Here is a 15,284-nt window from a genome sequence, read left to right on the forward strand (position 1 = left end):
CGATTGTCTCCCGGCGCCGAGCCTATGCCGGAACGGCAGGGGTTGCAAACAGGCGAGATTGGGGCGAAGCCTGCGCCCCATGAGCTGGGATGACTATTTCGCTGAAGATGCCGGTGCGAGTGAAGCCGAAACACGCGGCAAGGGCCGTACGGTAACCGTTGGCTGGACTGTTCGCTGGAAACCCTCGGGAGCATCGATCTGGGCGCCGCCAAAGGCTTTCAGCCGATCCGATCCCAAGGCTGCCAGCGCCAAGTCGATCCAGGCCTGTCCCGCTGCCATCGATTTCGACCGGCGCCATTTCGTCGTTCCCTGCCCGGTGGACCTCACCTTGCAGTTCGTGCGCAACGCCCAGGGCCAGCTGCAGCTGACCGATGCCGACGGCGAGAATTCGGCCATGCGCCCGCAGGGCCGCGCCAATCTTTTCCAGGTGCAGCCTGCCAACGAATGGCGCGATCCGGATCGTCCCATCCTGCAGTTCGTCGCACCCTATGTCTTTGTCGCGGATCAGCCGTGCTGGGTGGTGCAGACCGCGCCGCACCTGCATTGGTTTCCCGAACAGCGTCCGGGCGTGCAGATGGGCGGGCGTTTCCCCGTCCACATCTGGCCGCGCCCCCTGGCCTGGGCTTTCGAATGGTATGACCTGTCGAAGCCGCTGGTCCTGAAGCGCGGCGAGCCGTGGTTCTACGTCCATTTCGAGACGGAAAATCCCGGCGCGCGCGTGCGGCTGGTCGAACAGGAAATGACCGACGATCTCGAGACCTATCTGGAATCGATCATCGACGTGTCGAACTACGTGAACCGCACCTATGGCCTGTTCGCCGAAGCCCAGCGCTCGCGGCCGGCCAAACTGGTCAAGCCGAAGTAGGCTACCAGGCAAACCCGGCTTCGACAGCGCGTTTTTCCGCCTGGGTACTGGTGCGGCCAAGCACCTTGTTGCGGTGGGGATAGCGCCCGAAGCGCGCAATCATGCGGTAGTGGCTGCGGGCGAAGGCGAGGTTGCTGCCAGCGTTGAGGCGGGCGAACACCGCGAGGCTGGCGAGGTGGTCGGCGATCGCCTCGCTGTGCATCAGCGGCATGGCAAGGAACGGGCGCTGCTGCCGCTGGAGGCGGCGCAGGTAGCCGCGCTGCAAGGCTCCGTGGCAGATGGCGCGCGCCAGCGGATCGGTGGCGAAAGCGCGGGGCGTGCCGCGGAAAATGTTGCGCGGGACCTGGTCGAACAGCAGCACGGCTGCCAGCGCGGTCTGCGGATCGCCGAGGAAACTTGCTGGCGGACAAACGAAAAGCGCCTCCAGCTCTCGCCGGAAGCGCCTTTCAAGCAGGTCATCGACCCTTTCACTGCCGCCCCACCAGTCGGCGGGGCCAAGCTCGTGGAACCAGGTATGCAGCAGCTCGGCAGCCCACTGCCTGCGGGCCGCCGTCACTGCTGTCAGCCCTGTTCGACTTCCGTGTAGGGCACGAAGTCTTCGAGGAAGAGCACGCCGCTGAACTGGCCGGTCGAGCGGTCGATGGTGTGCGTCACGTCGGTGGTGCACAGCCGCGAGCCCGAATAGCGCTGGATGATCGGCACGTCCCACGAACCCAGGTGCTGCGGGTTGCGCGCACGGGCGACCCACAGGACGCCGGAGCGCTCGTAAACGAGGCCGACATTTTCCTCCACCCGCAGGCGGTTGGAGTCGAAAGTGGTGATGCAGCGCTGCGCTTCGCCGGCAGTGCGGCCTTCGACCAGCTCCTGGAAAGCGGTTTCGGCGCGCTCTTCACGGTCCTGCGCGGCGAGCGGACTCGCTGCCAGGGCGGCAAGGCCTGCTGCGGCAATCGCAAGAGGTTTCATCATGATCTGTCTCCTTGTGCCCGGCACATTACCACAATTCGATGAACCGAGGCTGACGGCCGATGCACCGAGGTGCCAGCTCGCGACAAGGCTCAGGCCGCAGCGCCCGTGTCCGAGGCTTCGGGCAGGCCGCCACCGTCTGCCGGGCCGCCCCTGAGGATGAAGCGCCGGTCGCAATAGCCGCAATCGACGAAACCGTGCTCGTCGATCTCCATGTAGACGCGCGGATGGCCGAGGCTGGAAGCGCGATAGTACTCGCCATTGCGGATGTCGCCGGCGCCGTCGCACCAGACGCGGGCCGTGTCGACGACAGTGGTTTCGGGGGCGGTTTCGGGTGCGTGATCCATGACCTGTGCCTCTATCGCTTTACGCGCGGGCGGAAAAGCCCCTAAGAGCGCCGCAATATGGCAGATGCAGCGATCGAAATCCGCGACCTGGAGAAGGAATACGCGGGCAGCAAGAAATCACCGCCCAAGCAGGCGCTGAAGGGCGTCAGCTTCGACGTGCCGGAAGGCTGCGTGTTCGGCCTGCTCGGCCCCAATGGCGCGGGCAAGTCGACGCTGATCAACATCATGGCGGGCCTTGTGAACAAGACCAGCGGCAGCGTGAAGATCTGGGGTCACGACATCGACACCGATCACCGCAACGCCAAGCTGCAGATCGGCATCGTGCCACAGGAAATCGTCTTCGATCCCTTCTTCACCCCGTTCGAGGTGCTGGAGAACCAGGGCGGTTTCTACGGCATCCCCAAGGCGCTGCGGCGGTCCGAGGAGCTGCTCAAGGCCGTGCGGCTGGAAGACAAGCGCAATGCCTATGCCCGCACCCTGTCGGGCGGGATGAAGCGCCGGCTGCTGATCGCCAAGGCCATGGTCCATTCGCCACCGATCCTGGTGCTGGACGAGCCGACCGCGGGCGTCGACGTGGAACTGCGCAAGCAGTTGTGGGAACTGGTCGGCGAGCTGAACGCCGAGGGCGTGACAGTGGTGTTGACCACGCACTACCTCGAAGAGGCAGAGGAGCTGTGCGAGCAGATCGCCATCATCAACCACGGCGAACTGATCGCCAACAAGCCCACGCGCGAGCTGGTGGGCATGATGGGCGAGAAGATCGTCCGCGTTTCGGTCGACAAGGACCTAGGCGGACCGATCATGGAGCCGTGCTTCACCAAGGCCGAAGTGGTAGAACCGCGGGTGCTGGAAGTCACATACGACAAGAGCGGCACCACGGCGGGCCAGGTGCTCTCGCTGATCCAGCAGCACGGCTACGCCATCCAGGACGTCACCACCCGCGAGGCGGACCTGGAGGACGTGTTCGTGCAGCTGACGGGCGGCTGAGGCCTAGTCCTGGCGGCCCTTGCGCCGGTCGCGTTTCCACTTGCCTTTCTTCACGCGGAAGATCGGCGCGTCGCAGTGTTCGCAGCGGCCGATATAGGTCTCGCCGTTCCAGCGGGCACGGTGACCGGCCGGTGCATGCCGGTTGAACAGGCACTGCAGCCGCGTGCCACTTGTGATCGTCGCTGTTTGCCTGCTTGCTCTGTCGTTCATCTCTCGCCTGCCGAGTCGATTTAGTCATTGAGAGGATTGGATAATCGCCTTTTCTTTCAAAGGCGTTGCAAGCGACAGGCGGTCAAGACATTCGCGATGTAAGGTGCCGGGGGAACGTGCAGTTGCCACCTGTGCGCTTGCGGGCATGGATATCACAGGGCAATGAGCGCGTCATGACGAGAGGAATACCTAGTCACGACGTTCTGGTAATCGGCTCCGGCGCGGCCGGGCTGACTGCGGCCTTGTCGCTGGCGACGCAGCTCAAGGTGCTGGTGCTGGCCAAGGGCCAGCTCACCAGCGGCTCCACGGCCTGGGCACAAGGCGGGATCGCTGCCGTGCTCGATGCGGGCGACACCTTCGACGATCATGTCCGCGACACCATGGTGGCCGGCGCCGGCCTGAACGACCGCGAGACGGTGGAATTCGTGATCGAACGCGCGCCTGCCGCGATCGACCGATTGTGCGAGCTGGGGGTGCCCTTCAACCGCGAGAGCGACCACCTGCACCTCACCCGCGAAGGCGGCCATTCGCACCGCCGCATCGTCCATGTCGACGATGCCACCGGCTGGGCCGTGCAGGCCGCGCTGCTGAAAGCCGCCGAGGAAAATCCCAACATCACCCTGCTGCCGCACCATTCCTGCGTCGACCTGATCACCGGGCGGCACGAGGAGAAGTATTCGGGCAGCGGCCGTGTCTGGGGTGCCTATGCGCTCGACGAGACGACCGGCAAGGTGGAGGCCTACAAGGCCCGCGCCACGGTGCTGGCGGCGGGCGGGGCGGGCCGCGTCTACCAGTTCTCCACCGCGCCGCGCGGTGCCACGGGTGACGGGATAGCCATGGCCTGGCGGGCGGGCGCGCGCGTCTCCAACATGGAGATGATGCAGTTCCACCCGACCTGCCTCTACAACCTCGAGGTCAAGAACTTCCTCATTACCGAGGCCGTGCGCGGCGAGGGCGGGCGGCTCTACCACCCGGAAACCGGCCACCGGTTCATGGCCGACTACGACCCCGAACGCATGGAGCTGGCCCCGCGCGACGTTGTCGCCCGCGCCATCGACGACCAGATCAAGCGGTACGGCCTCGACTATGTCCACCTCGACATCAGCCACGAGCCGCCGGAGTTCGTTAGGGAGCACTTCCCGACCATCCATGAAAAGCTGCTGGGGCTGGGCGTCGACATGACCAAGGGGCCGATTCCGGTCGTGCCCGCGCAGCATTACACCTGCGGCGGCGTGGTGATCGACCTCGACGGGCGGACCGACCTGCCGGGTCTCTATGCGGCGGGCGAGGTGAGCGAGAGCGGGCTGCACGGGGCCAACCGCCTGGCCTCCAACTCGCTGCTGGAGTGCTTCGTCTTCGGCGATGCGGTGGCGAAGGATATCCTCGCGCGGTGGGACAGCTTCGACGCCCCGCCCCGCATCCGCGAATGGGACGAAAGCCGCGTCACCGATTCCGACGAGGAAGTGGTGATCAAGCAGAACTGGACCGAGATCCGGCGGATGATGTGGAACTATGTCGGCATCGTGCGCACCACCAAGCGGCTGGAGCGGGCCAAGCACCGCATCGACCTGCTGGCGACCGAGATCGAGGACTATTACGGCCACTTCCGCGTGACGACCGACCTGATCGAACTGCGCAACCTGCACCAGTGCGCCGACCTGATCGTGCAGAGCGCCCTGCGCCGCCACGAAAGCCGCGGACTGCATTGCATTCTGGATTACCCGGAGACCGACGAGGTGCCGAACGACACGGTGCTGGTGCCCTAGGAAGGAAGAGCGCAGTGCCCGAACTCACCGCCAATGGCATCACCATCCACTATGACGATCATGGTCCGGCTGATGCCGATCCTATCCTGCTGATCATGGGCTACGGCGCGCAGATGACCCTGTGGCCGATGGAATTGGTAGAGGCGCTGGTGGGGCACGGCTTTCGCGTGATCCGGCACGACAACCGCGACATCGGCCTCAGCCACAAGTTCGACGGGGTGAAGGCACCGGGCATCGTGCGCCACAGCCTGATGCGCCGGATCGGGTTGCGGCCGAAAGTGCCCTATACACTCGCAGACATGGCGGACGACAGTGCCGGCGTGCTCGAGGGGCTGGGCATCGATCGCGCGCACGTGGTCGGCGGCAGCATGGGCGGCATGATCGCCCAGCACGTGGCCGCGCGTCATCCGGACAAGGTCCGCTCGCTGACCTCCGTTTTCTCAACCACCGGCAACCCCAAGCTGCCGCCAGCCAAGCGCGAGGCGATGGACGTGCTGATAAAGCGTCCCGCGTCCTTCGACGAAGACGTACTGGTGGAGCACGGTATCAAGGTTTCCCGCACCATCGGTTCTCCCGGCTTTCCCACGCCCGAGGACCGTCTCCGCGAACGCACCCGCGCGCTGGTGCGGCGCAGCGTCTACCCGCAGGGGCCGGTGCGGCAGATGGCGGCGATCATCGCCGATGGCGAGCGGACGAAGATGCTTGGGCAGATCACCGCCCCGACGCTCGTGCTGCACGGCGAGGACGATCCGCTGATCCCCGTCGCCCACGGCCACGCCACCGCCGCCGCGATCCCGGGCGCCAGGATCGAGACAATCCCCGGATGGGGTCACGACGTGCCGCTGGAGCTGGTGGAACGGCTGGCCGGCGCGATTGCCCGGCACGCGAGGGCGGCCTAGTCCCACCCTCCCCGACTGGGAAGCCGCGGGCCGGGGCAGCGCCATGTGCCCGACCATCCGGAACCGGCGAGGTTGCGCGCGATCGTGTGCTGGTGGCATAATCCCCGTCAAAGGGGGCTTTATGATGAAGACCATAGCTGCCGTATTCGCCGCCGTCGCGGCTGCCTGCCTGCCGGTTGCGGCGGTGTCGCAAGACGAGGATCCGGACCGGCCTTACGAGGGTCCGGTGATCGATGTGCATCTTCATGCTGCGGGAGCCGAAGACAACGGACCTGCGCCCAACGCCGTATGCCCCAGTCTGGCGGCCGACCTGCGCTATACCGGCAGCACGCCCTGGCCGGTGGTGATGACGCAGATTGCGCAGAACCCGACATGCGACGATCCCATCCGCGGCCCCGCCACCGATGCCGAGGTGCAGCAACAGACAATCGCCCAGCTCGAGGAACGCGCCGTGATCGCTATCCTCAGCTCGCAGCGGGACGAGTTTGCACAATGGTCCGCAGCTGCGCCGGGGCTTTTCCTCCGGGGGCACCCGTTCAACCTGAGCTGGGACGATGCTCCCACTGCCGCTGAACTCGCCGAAGCCTACGATCGCGGCGAGTTCCAGGTGCTGGCCGAAGTGACCAACCAGTACGCGGGCGTACTGGCAGACGATCCGGCATTTGCTGCCTACTGGGACATGGCTGCGGAAAAGGGGATTCCCGTCGGGCTGCACCTTGGCCCCGGACCTCCCGGTGCTCCTGCGCTCTATCCGGAATTTCGCGTGCAGTCGCCGCTTGCCATCGAGGAAGTCCTGCGCACCCGGCCGAACCTGCGTGTCTACCTGATGCATGCGGGTTGGCCGTTCGTCGACGATCTCAAGGCGATGCTTTACCTCTACCCGCAACTCTATGTGGACACCGGCGTGTTGCAACTCGCTGCCACGCGTGCCGAGTACCATGCCTTTCTGGAAGAGCTGGTGGATGCGGGGTTTGTCGACCGGATCATGTTCGGCTCGGACCAGATGAACTGGCCGGGCATGATCGGGGAGGGGATCGACGCGATCAACGAGGCGCCGTTCCTGACCTACGAACAGAAGCGCGCGATCCTGCATGACAACGCTGCACGTTTCCTTGCGCCCGAGCTGGCCGATCACGCGGCCGCCAACGCGGCGCGTTAGGCTGGCAAGCCGAGGTTCAACCGGCCTGCGGCAGGCGTTTCACCATGGGTAGATCCCTCTTGCTGTTCGTTGCGCTCCTGCTCGCCCCGCCCGCCGCGACGCAGGAGGGCGGCGAACCCAATGCCATCGTCGTCACCGCCCAGCGCTCCGGCGCGCCGATGTGGACCATCGACACGCCCACCGGCACGGTGATCCTCGTGGGCGAGATCGTGGCCGTGCCCGAAGCGACGCCGTGGCAGCCGGACCGGCTGGAAGAGGCCACCGCCGAAGCTTCGCGCGTGATCCTCGGCTTTCGCAGCCGGGTCTCGCCGGGTGACGTCTTGCGGCTGATCTTCGCCGGTGGTTCCATCACCCGCCTGCCCGACGATACCGTGGCGAGCGATTACCTCGCTCCGGGACAGCTGGCGCGGCTGGCGGCGCTGGAGGCAGAGTACGACCAGGACTATGCCCGCAAGAGCTTCCTGATCACCGCCTACGACCTGCTCTCGCGCCGCCTGCGCTTCACCCGCGATACCGGCCGCGATGCCAGCGACGTGGTCCGCCGCGCCGCGCGCCGGGCGGACGTGCCGGCTGATCCCGTGGGATCGGTGCGCGGGGAGGACATGCTCGACAACCTCGCCGAAGCCGATCCGCGTGACCACCTGCCCTGCCTCGAAGCGGCCATGACCGCGACCGAGATCGGCCCCGAACTGATCGAGCAGCGCGGCGCGGACTGGCGCGCCTATGACGTGCCCGCCGTCATGGCCAACCCGCTGGAAGTGGCGCTGGGCCGCTGCTGGCCCTGGGCGGACGACGAGCTGGGCGCCGACCTGCGCGAGCATTGGGTGGGCGCGATCGAAAACGCGACCGGAGAAAGCGGCGTGACACTGGCGGTGGTCCCGCTGCGCTTGCTCGCCGAACCCGATGGCGTGCTCGACAGTCTGCAGGCCGGGGGTCACCTGATCAGCGGACCGGCGTGGCGCTAGGTTGTAATTGACCGGGCCTGATTGATTGGGCCTGTTTGACAGGGCTTGATTGACAGGGGACCGACTTGCCCTAGTCTCCCTGCCAGCGGCAGGGGGCCGCCCATCAAGGGGGGCCATTGATGACTGCCACTACCTATGCCGAGCGCACATTCCTCGGCCAACCGGTCGGTGTTGCCTATCTCGCCATGACCGAGGCGTGGGAGCGCTTCTCGTTCTACGGGATGCGCGCGCTGCTGGTCCTGTACATGGTGCAGGAACTGCTGCTGCCCGGGCAGATCGAGAACGTGGCCGGCATGGACGGCTACCGCGCCGTGATCGAGAGCATCTTCGGGCCGCTCAGCACCCAGGCCTTCGCCAGCCAGACCTTCGGGCTCTACTCGGGCTTCGTCTATTTCACGCCGATGTTCGGCGGGCTGATCGCCGACCGCTGGCTGGGTGCGCGCAAGACCGTGCTGGCGGGCATCGTGCTGATGACCATGGGCCACGCGGCCATGGTGTTCGACACCAGTTTCCTGCTGGCGCTGCTGTTGCTGGTGCTGGGCTCGGGCCTGCTGAAAGGCAATGTCGCGGCACAGGTCGGCCACCTTTACCCGGCCGGCGAAGAGGTGGAGCGGGCGCGCGGCTACACGATCTTTTCGACCGGCATCAACATCGGCGCGACGCTGGGCCCCTTCATCTGCGGGCTGCTGGCGCAGATCTACGGCTGGCACTACGGGTTCGGGCTCGCCGGGATCATGATGGTGGTGGCTGCCGGGGTCTATATCGCTGGCTGGAAGCACTTTGCCGACGACACTCCGCACCACAAGCGCGAGACCGGACCGGCGGCTCCCATGACCCGCAACGACTGGTTCATCGTCGCCTTCATCGTCATCGTGCTGCTGCTGTCGCTGCCACAGTTCCTGGCCTTCGACCAGGGCGCCAATGTCGGCATGATCTGGGTGGCCGACCATGTCGACCTGACCAGCTTCCTGGGCACTGTGCCGGTGCCGTGGTTCTCTTCCGAAGACGCGCTGGCCTCGATCCTGATCGTGCCCTTCCTGCTGTGGTTCTGGCCCCGCGTCGGGCGCGGCGGCAAGGAGCCGAACGACCTGACCAAGATGTCCGTCGGCGCCGTGGTAATGGCGCTGTCGATGCTGGCGCTGGCCGCCGGTGCCATGCAGGCGGATGGCGGCGGCAAGGCCTCGATCCTGTGGCCGGTGCTGGCCTTCTTCCTGTCGGGCGCCAGCTTCATGTTCACCTGGCCGGTGCTCTTGTCCTTCGTCTCGCGCCGCGCTCCAGCGCCGGTGAATGCGCTGATGATGGCCTCGGTCTACCTCACGGCCTTCATGACCGGGATCGGCTCGGGCTGGCTGGCGCGGTTCTACGAGCCGTTGGGGATGACCGGTTTCTGGCTGCTGCACGTCGGCATCAGCATCGGCGGATGCGTGCTGATCCTGCTGCTGGCGCCGATGATCCGGCGCAAGCTGGACGCGCTGGAAGTGGTCAGCACGGCAGAGCAGGAAACCGCGGCCGAGCAATTGCTGGGTGAGGGCGAGGCGCTCCGCTAGGCCGGGTTGCCTCGCCCCTCAGCCTGCCGAAGCGAACCAGGCGCTCATCTGCTCGGCGACCTCGGGCGAGTAGAACAGGAATTCGGGCGGCTCGGCGCGCCAGGCGGTGCGGGCGTTTTCGAAAGCCACGAACATCTCGGCTTCCTGCGACGGCTGGCCATAGGCCTCGCGCATGGCGGCGACGGCATCGTCCTCGTCTTCCGGCTCGACCATGATCCAGATCATCTGCAGCCGGTCGTCACCGATCACGAATTCGGCGAAGCGTTCGTCGCCGAAATAGTCGAAGCCGTCGCAGTCGGCCTGCACCTGGTACTCGGCACCGGGCAGGAAGGGCGGGTCGATCTCGCGGACGGTCAGGCCACCGGCACACTTGCCGTCGAGCGCTTCCTCGATCGCGGCGGCGCTGCTGCCCCATTCTACGAATTCCGGCAGCGAGACATCCTGCGCCATGGCAGGCGTGCTGGCGGCAAAGGCGAGGGTGGTGAGAACGTAGCGCATGTCGACATGGTCCCTTGTTACTGGCTGGGAGCCATTTCGGGTTGATCGCGAAGATTGCGAGTCCTCGCATCGACCAATGTACGTTCCCGCCGGACCAACGGCATGGACATCAGCCGGGGCCTTCCACGCCTTCGACGATGACCAGGCTGCCGTCTTCCGAATGATCCGTACGCAGGTGGCGCACGGCCTGGTACTCGGCGGAGTGGTAGAATCCCTTGGCCGCCTCCACCGAGGGGAAGCGCACCACCACGCTCTGGTGCGGGGCATCCCCTTCCATCACGCAACTGTCGCCATCAACCACGACTGCCTCGCCGCCGTGCGCCTGCAGGATCGGCATGACCGCCTCTGCATATTTGCCGATCCCTTCGCCGTCGGTGACCTTGTAATGGGCGATGATGTAGCCGGGCATGAAGCCTCCTCTCGTTCGTGGTTTATTTCGGCTTAACTCCGCTTGTTTGCCGCCTTGCGCAAGCACGCTGGTTAGCCGCGCCTGATGAAGCCGCGTTGAGGGGCGGGCGCCCATTGTCGCGCCATGCAGCAACGCCTCCCTGGACTCGATGCCCTGCGCGGGATCGCCGCGGTCGTGGTCGTGCTGTTCCACCTCGGCCTGCCGATCCACGGCGCACACCTGGCGGTGGACTTCTTCGTCATGCTGTCGGGTTTCGTCATGGCGCGCACCTACGAACAGCGGTTGCAGGAGGGTTCGCTGGGCGCGGGCGCCTTCCTCAGGGCGCGCTACAAGCGGCTGTGGGGCTGGATGGCGCTGGGCACGACCATGGGCCTGCTGGCCGCGCTGGGCGAATATGGCTGGTCAGGGGACCTCGGCCTTGCCTGGCTGCTGATGCTGGCCATGGTGCCTGCACTGCACCTGCCCGCGACACCTTACCTGCTCAACCTGCCGCTGTGGTCGATCGTTTACGAACTCGTTGCCAATGCCGCCCACGCGCTGGGGCTGGCGCGGCTGGGCAAGGCGGGGCTGGCTGGGGCGGCGCTGGCCTGTGCGCTGGCGCTGGCGGCGATCATCGCCACGGCCGGTTTCCCGCGCGGCGGCTTTGCCGAGTACCACTGGCTGGTCCTACCGCGCATCGGCCTCGCCTATGTGCTGGGCGTGCTGTGCTACCGCCTGTGGGGTGACGCGCCGCCGGTGGCGGTGCCGTTCACCCTCGCTGCCATGGCCTTGCCCGCCTATGTTGTCGCCGTGTGGCTGGTGCCGTGGGACTTCGCCCCGCTGGCCTTCGTGCTGCTGCTCGCCCCGCTGATGCTGTTCGGCGGCATGCAGGCGCGCTTTGCCTCGCCCCGCGCGCTGGAGCTGGCGGGCCTGCTGGGGGCCGTGTCCTTCCCGCTCTACGCGCTGCACTATCCGGCGATCCGCCTGCTGCGGTTCGATTGGGGCTGGGCAGTCCTTGCAGCGGTCGGGGCGGCGATCTGGTGGCGCTATCGCGGCGGCAGGCTGCCTGCATTTGCCTTGCTGCCATTTAAGCGCGGTTCAGTCGCCTACCGCTAGACCGGCGGCGATGAAGCCCATTTCCGCCCTGGCCTGCGTCACCGGCGCGCTGCTGGTGGCCACGCCTGCGGCAGCGACGCCGCCGGACGTGATCGACATCAGCGACCAGCTGTTCGCCCTGTCGAACGATGCGGTCTTCGTGCTGCGCAGCTCGACCGACAACCTGGGCGTCTACTACAGCAGCTATCGCGAGACCTGGCTGGTCGGCATCGACGTGGCGACGGGGGAGGAGACCGCGTGGCTGGTCTACCGCGGTCGCCGCGACACCGTGTTTGGCGACGATGGCACGGACGAAAGCCTCGCAGTCACGCTGATCGATCGCGAAAGCTGGCACGACCCCATGCAGGTGATCGCCGATGCGCAGGCCGAACGGGTGCTCGGCGAAGGTCGCGGTCGGCGAGACGGCGAAGCACTCATCCCCGATGCGTCAGGGCAGTTCGCGGTCGAGCTCGACTACTGGCCGCGCTTCGCCTGGCAGCGGCGGGCGGCGCTTGATCGCGCGCGTGCTTCGGTCGCCACACTTGCCGCCAATGTCGCGGAAACGGATCGCCTCGCGCCGGTAACCACGCGCGAGTTGTTCGCCATGCGCGAAGTCGAATGGGATTCGTGCGCCTTCCACCAGCACGGCTATCCGCGCGGCACCGCGGCCAACGCCTACCTGCTGGTGCGCGTGGACTGCGAAGGCGTGGATAATGGCGAGACGACCTCGCTGATCCAGGTCGTCAGTCCATCATCAGCAGGATAGCAAAGGCCAACCCGGTGCCGGCGAGAAACAGTGTCCAGCTCCAGTAGAGCTGGAAGTCGAAGAGCCCGAACTCCTCCAGCGGGACGGTAAAGTGGAACACGTGCAGCAGGCCGCCGCTCGACCCGCCCGAGCCGATGAACAGCGCGACCAGCAGTGTCAGGAAGATCCCGAAGGGGATTGCTTTGAACATTGCGATCATGCCGGTCTCCAGCCTGCTAGCTTGCCGCCCCTATGCCACGAAGAGCGACCTTGTGCCACATCACCAGGCCCCCTCGGGGAGTCCTCGAGATGTAATCTTGCGCGGTATGATTCTTTTGATTCGCGATGTCGCGCATGCACAGCTTTTTTTCCGCAGATTGATTTTGCCTCTTGCGTACCACGCGAGTCGTGGGAACTCCGCGCGTCGCGGCGTATTGCATGTCTCACACACCCTGCGGACAAGTTCATTCGCGCGGTAAATTCAGATTAACCCACTTGCGTGCGAGTCCCGGGTGATTCACAAGGGGTTGTGGTCACCTTGCCGGAGGGACCCACTAGACCTAGATATGGGGTACAAACCATGCATCGCGTGGACGGGCCCCGAGTCACTCTAGTTTGCCCTCCATCAAGGCCGATCACGAGCAGGCGGGGATAAGTGAATTGCCGCCGATGCATGCGCGAAGACTGGCTGGCAGCGTGCCTGTTTCGAGTCGGACACATGCATGAATGACGGGTCTCCCAGCGCCGACCACGGCGCGGGATCGTAGCGAACGGGGATTTGGGCCAAATGGAATTTCGTAACACGGACGAGGCGGCAATGGGGCTGGACGAAAACACGACGACTGACACGAATTCCAAGCCTGCTCCCGCAAAAAAGAGTAGTACCAAGGGTTCCGATGCCAAGGCGGTGAATATGGAAAAGAAGGATGCCGGCAGCGACGCACTGGTCGGCGAGGCGGCGGCTGAGGCCATGGCCGAAGTGGCCAAGGCGGCAGCAGCCGAACAATTCGATTCGAAGAGCGTGAAGGCGCGCCGGTTCGACATCAAGATCGATCCCGCGCGCGACGCCAACCTGACCGAATTCGGCAAGGAAACGCTTACCGACCGCTACCTGCTGCCCGGCGAAAGCTACCAGGACCTGTTTGCCCGCGTTGCCGATGCATACGCGGACGACCAGGAGCATGCGCAGCGCCTGTACGATTACATCTCCAACCTGTGGTTCATGCCCGCCACCCCCGTGCTGTCGAACGGCGGCACCGGGCGCGGCCTGCCCATCTCGTGCTACCTGAACTCGGTTTCCGACAGTCTCGACGGCATCGTCGGCACCTGGAACGAGAACGTCTGGCTCGCCTCCAAGGGCGGCGGCATCGGCACCTACTGGGGCAATGTCCGCGGCATCGGCGAGCCGGTCGGCCTCAACGGCAAGACCAGCGGCATCATTCCCTTCGTGCGGGTGATGGATTCGCTGACGCTGGCGATTTCGCAAGGCTCGCTGCGGCGCGGCTCGGCGGCCTGCTACATCGACGTGCACCATCCGGAAATCGAGGAGTTCCTCGAGATCCGCAAGCCGTCGGGCGACTTCAACCGCAAGGCACTGAACCTGCACCACGGCGTGCTGCTGACCGACGACTTCATGGAAGCCGTCCGCGCGGGCGAGAAGTTCGAGCTGAAATCGCCCAAGGACGGCAGCGTCCGCGGCGAAGTGGATGCGCGCAGCCTGTTCCAGAAGCTGGTCGAAACCCGCCTCGCCACGGGTGAGCCCTACATCGTGTTCTCCGACACGGTGAACCGCATGATGCCCAAGCATCACCGCGACCTGGGCCTGAAGGTGAGCACCTCCAACCTGTGCTCGGAGATTACCCTGCCGACCGGCATCGACCACCTCGGCAACGATCGCACGGCGGTGTGCTGCCTGTCCTCGCTCAACCTCGAGAAGTGGGACGAGTGGAACACCGACAAGACTTTCATCGAGGACGTCATGCGCTTCCTCGACAATGTCCTGCAGGACTATATCGACCGCGCGCCCGAAGAGATGGCCCGCGCCAAGTACTCGGCCATGCGCGAACGCAGCGTCGGCATGGGCGTGATGGGCTTCCACTCCTTCCTCCAGTCCAAGGGTATCGGCTTCGAATCCCCCATGGCGAAGGTGTGGAACCTCAAGATGTTCAAGCACATCAACGCCAAGGCGAACGAGGCGAGCATGATGCTGGCCAAGGAACGCGGGCCGTGCCCCGATGCCGAGGAAATGGGCGCTATGGAGCGTTTCAGCTGCAAGATGGCAATCGCGCCGACCGCCTCGATCTCGATCATCTGTGGCGGTACCAGCGCCTGCATCGAGCCGATCCCGGCCAACATCTATACCCACAAGACCTTGTCGGGCAGCTTCGTGGTGAAGAATCCTTACCTCGAGAAGATCCTCGACAAGAAGAGCAAGAACTCGACTGCGGTGTGGAACTCGATCCTCGAAAAGGGCGGTTCGGTGCAGCACCTCGACTTCCTGTCCGACGAGGAAAAGGCGGCGTTCAAGACCAGCTTCGAAATCGACCAGCGCTGGCTGCTCGAATTCGCCGCCGACCGCGCGCCGTTCATCGACCAGGCGCAGTCGCTGAACCTGTTCATCCCCGCCGATGTCGACAAGTGGGATCTCGCCATGCTGCACTTCCAGGCGTGGGAAAAGGGCATCAAGTCGCTCTACTACCTGCGCTCGAAGTCGGTGCAGCGCGCGGGCTTTGCCGGCGGCGTGGAGGCGGACAATACCGGCGAACCGGCGAAGTACGAATTGCCGACGACGGATTACGACGAATGCCTCGCCTGCCAGTAGGGCGTCCGGGATCCTGACACAGCGAAGAT

The 15,284-nt window shown here is 65.5% G+C and carries 17 protein-coding genes; 10 read left to right on the top strand and 7 right to left on the bottom strand.

Features of this window, described 5'->3' with window-relative positions:
- Nucleotides 1-79: 79 nt before the first annotated feature.
- A complete protein-coding gene (locus AAEO60_RS15420; protein ID WP_341674601.1) occupies nucleotides 80-865 on the top strand; it encodes a hypothetical protein in 786 nt (261 codons plus the stop codon).
- A gap of 1 nt (nucleotide 866) precedes the next feature.
- Here AAEO60_RS15420 and AAEO60_RS15425 read toward each other — a convergent pair whose 3' ends face one another.
- The 3 genes from AAEO60_RS15425 to AAEO60_RS15435 all read right to left on the bottom strand — a co-directional run bounded on the left by AAEO60_RS15425 (nucleotide 867) and on the right by AAEO60_RS15435 (nucleotide 2,175).
- Nucleotides 867-1,421, bottom strand: coding sequence for a DUF924 family protein (locus AAEO60_RS15425; protein WP_341674602.1), 555 nt, complete (start codon nucleotides 1,419-1,421; stop codon nucleotides 867-869).
- Between the two features lie 5 nt (nucleotides 1,422-1,426).
- The gene (locus tag AAEO60_RS15430) at nucleotides 1,427-1,831 is read right to left on the bottom strand and encodes a hypothetical protein (protein ID WP_341674603.1); all 405 of its coding nucleotides are present in this window, start codon (nucleotides 1,829-1,831) and stop codon (nucleotides 1,427-1,429) included.
- 89 nt (nucleotides 1,832-1,920) lie between these two features.
- Nucleotides 1,921-2,175 carry a zinc-finger domain-containing protein gene (locus AAEO60_RS15435; protein WP_341674604.1) on the bottom strand — a complete coding sequence of 85 codons (255 nt, stop codon included), beginning with the start codon at nucleotides 2,173-2,175 and terminating at the stop codon, nucleotides 1,921-1,923.
- 57 nt (nucleotides 2,176-2,232) lie between these two features.
- On the opposite strand from AAEO60_RS15435, the gene AAEO60_RS15440 reads away from it, so the two are divergent.
- The gene (locus AAEO60_RS15440) at nucleotides 2,233-3,162 is read left to right on the top strand and encodes an ABC transporter ATP-binding protein (protein WP_341674605.1); all 930 of its coding nucleotides are present in this window, start codon (nucleotides 2,233-2,235) and stop codon (nucleotides 3,160-3,162) included.
- A gap of 3 nt (nucleotides 3,163-3,165) precedes the next feature.
- Here the strand turns inward: AAEO60_RS15440 and AAEO60_RS15445 are convergent, their stop codons facing one another.
- The gene (locus tag AAEO60_RS15445) at nucleotides 3,166-3,372 is read right to left on the bottom strand and encodes a hypothetical protein (protein WP_341674606.1); all 207 of its coding nucleotides are present in this window, start codon (nucleotides 3,370-3,372) and stop codon (nucleotides 3,166-3,168) included.
- Nucleotides 3,373-3,545: 173 nt separating this feature from the next.
- Here AAEO60_RS15445 and nadB point away from each other — a divergent pair, with 173 nt between their 5' ends.
- From nadB to AAEO60_RS15470, 5 genes are all read left to right on the top strand, one after another.
- Nucleotides 3,546-5,138: an L-aspartate oxidase gene (gene nadB / locus AAEO60_RS15450; protein WP_341674607.1), complete on the top strand. Its 1,593-nt coding sequence runs from the start codon at nucleotides 3,546-3,548 to the stop codon at nucleotides 5,136-5,138.
- Nucleotides 5,139-5,152: 14 nt separating this feature from the next.
- Nucleotides 5,153-6,037, top strand: coding sequence for an alpha/beta fold hydrolase (locus AAEO60_RS15455; RefSeq protein ID WP_341674608.1), 885 nt, complete (start codon nucleotides 5,153-5,155; stop codon nucleotides 6,035-6,037).
- 121 nt (nucleotides 6,038-6,158) lie between these two features.
- Nucleotides 6,159-7,196, top strand: a complete 1,038-nt coding sequence (locus tag AAEO60_RS15460; protein WP_341674609.1) for an amidohydrolase family protein — start codon at nucleotides 6,159-6,161, stop codon at nucleotides 7,194-7,196.
- Between the two features lie 44 nt (nucleotides 7,197-7,240).
- A complete protein-coding gene (locus AAEO60_RS15465) occupies nucleotides 7,241-8,161 on the top strand; it encodes a TraB/GumN family protein (RefSeq protein ID WP_341674610.1) in 921 nt (306 codons plus the stop codon).
- A gap of 119 nt (nucleotides 8,162-8,280) precedes the next feature.
- Entirely contained in the window at nucleotides 8,281-9,708 is a 1,428-nt protein-coding gene (locus AAEO60_RS15470; protein ID WP_341674611.1) for a peptide MFS transporter, read from the top strand.
- 18 nt (nucleotides 9,709-9,726) lie between these two features.
- Here the strand turns inward: AAEO60_RS15470 and AAEO60_RS15475 are convergent, their stop codons facing one another.
- Together AAEO60_RS15475 and AAEO60_RS15480 are read right to left on the bottom strand one after the other, a co-directional pair.
- A complete protein-coding gene (locus tag AAEO60_RS15475; RefSeq protein WP_341674612.1) occupies nucleotides 9,727-10,206 on the bottom strand; it encodes a hypothetical protein in 480 nt (159 codons plus the stop codon).
- A gap of 109 nt (nucleotides 10,207-10,315) precedes the next feature.
- Entirely contained in the window at nucleotides 10,316-10,615 is a 300-nt protein-coding gene (locus tag AAEO60_RS15480) for a DUF1330 domain-containing protein (protein WP_341674613.1), read from the bottom strand.
- A gap of 123 nt (nucleotides 10,616-10,738) precedes the next feature.
- Here AAEO60_RS15480 and AAEO60_RS15485 point away from each other — a divergent pair, with 123 nt between their 5' ends.
- The gene (locus AAEO60_RS15485) at nucleotides 10,739-11,710 is read left to right on the top strand and encodes an acyltransferase family protein (RefSeq protein ID WP_341674614.1); all 972 of its coding nucleotides are present in this window, start codon (nucleotides 10,739-10,741) and stop codon (nucleotides 11,708-11,710) included.
- 10 nt (nucleotides 11,711-11,720) lie between these two features.
- Nucleotides 11,721-12,455 carry a hypothetical protein gene (locus AAEO60_RS15490; RefSeq protein WP_341674615.1) on the top strand — a complete coding sequence of 245 codons (735 nt, stop codon included), beginning with the start codon at nucleotides 11,721-11,723 and terminating at the stop codon, nucleotides 12,453-12,455.
- Here the strand turns inward: AAEO60_RS15490 and AAEO60_RS15495 are convergent.
- Entirely contained in the window at nucleotides 12,433-12,645 is a 213-nt protein-coding gene (locus tag AAEO60_RS15495) for a hypothetical protein (RefSeq protein ID WP_341674616.1), read from the bottom strand. The two genes, AAEO60_RS15490 and AAEO60_RS15495, sit on opposite strands and share 23 nt — an antisense overlap.
- Nucleotides 12,646-13,221: 576 nt before the next feature.
- Between AAEO60_RS15495 and AAEO60_RS15500 the strand changes: the two genes are divergently transcribed.
- On the top strand, nucleotides 13,222-15,255 hold the full coding sequence (locus tag AAEO60_RS15500; RefSeq protein WP_341674617.1) for a ribonucleoside-diphosphate reductase subunit alpha: 2,034 nt from the start codon (nucleotides 13,222-13,224) through the stop codon (nucleotides 15,253-15,255).
- The last annotated feature ends 29 nt before the right edge of the window (nucleotides 15,256-15,284 follow it).

The organism is Aurantiacibacter gilvus (genome assembly GCF_038289935.1).
Classification (GTDB): Bacteria; Pseudomonadota; Alphaproteobacteria; order Sphingomonadales; family Sphingomonadaceae; genus Alteraurantiacibacter; species Alteraurantiacibacter gilvus.

Excerpts from the sequence above, each read along its gene's own strand:
- AAEO60_RS15420 (WP_341674601.1), top strand. The coding sequence starts at position 80 with ATGAGCTGGGATGACTATTTCGCTGAAGATGCCGGTGCGAGTGAAGCC.
- AAEO60_RS15430 (WP_341674603.1), bottom strand. The coding sequence starts at position 1,831 with ATGATGAAACCTCTTGCGATTGCCGCAGCAGGCCTTGCCGCCCTGGCA.
- AAEO60_RS15435 (WP_341674604.1), bottom strand. The coding sequence starts at position 2,175 with ATGGATCACGCACCCGAAACCGCCCCCGAAACCACTGTCGTCGACACG.
- AAEO60_RS15440 (WP_341674605.1), top strand. The coding sequence starts at position 2,233 with ATGGCAGATGCAGCGATCGAAATCCGCGACCTGGAGAAGGAATACGCG.
- AAEO60_RS15445 (WP_341674606.1), bottom strand. The coding sequence starts at position 3,372 with ATGAACGACAGAGCAAGCAGGCAAACAGCGACGATCACAAGTGGCACG.
- nadB (WP_341674607.1), top strand. The coding sequence starts at position 3,546 with ATGACGAGAGGAATACCTAGTCACGACGTTCTGGTAATCGGCTCCGGC.
- AAEO60_RS15460 (WP_341674609.1), top strand. The coding sequence starts at position 6,159 with ATGATGAAGACCATAGCTGCCGTATTCGCCGCCGTCGCGGCTGCCTGC.
- AAEO60_RS15465 (WP_341674610.1), top strand. The coding sequence starts at position 7,241 with ATGGGTAGATCCCTCTTGCTGTTCGTTGCGCTCCTGCTCGCCCCGCCC.
- AAEO60_RS15470 (WP_341674611.1), top strand. The coding sequence starts at position 8,281 with ATGACTGCCACTACCTATGCCGAGCGCACATTCCTCGGCCAACCGGTC.
- AAEO60_RS15475 (WP_341674612.1), bottom strand. The coding sequence starts at position 10,206 with ATGCGCTACGTTCTCACCACCCTCGCCTTTGCCGCCAGCACGCCTGCC.
- AAEO60_RS15480 (WP_341674613.1), bottom strand. The coding sequence starts at position 10,615 with ATGCCCGGCTACATCATCGCCCATTACAAGGTCACCGACGGCGAAGGG.
- AAEO60_RS15485 (WP_341674614.1), top strand. The coding sequence starts at position 10,739 with ATGCAGCAACGCCTCCCTGGACTCGATGCCCTGCGCGGGATCGCCGCG.
- AAEO60_RS15490 (WP_341674615.1), top strand. The coding sequence starts at position 11,721 with ATGAAGCCCATTTCCGCCCTGGCCTGCGTCACCGGCGCGCTGCTGGTG.
- AAEO60_RS15495 (WP_341674616.1), bottom strand. The coding sequence starts at position 12,645 with ATGTTCAAAGCAATCCCCTTCGGGATCTTCCTGACACTGCTGGTCGCG.
- AAEO60_RS15500 (WP_341674617.1), top strand. The coding sequence starts at position 13,222 with ATGGAATTTCGTAACACGGACGAGGCGGCAATGGGGCTGGACGAAAAC.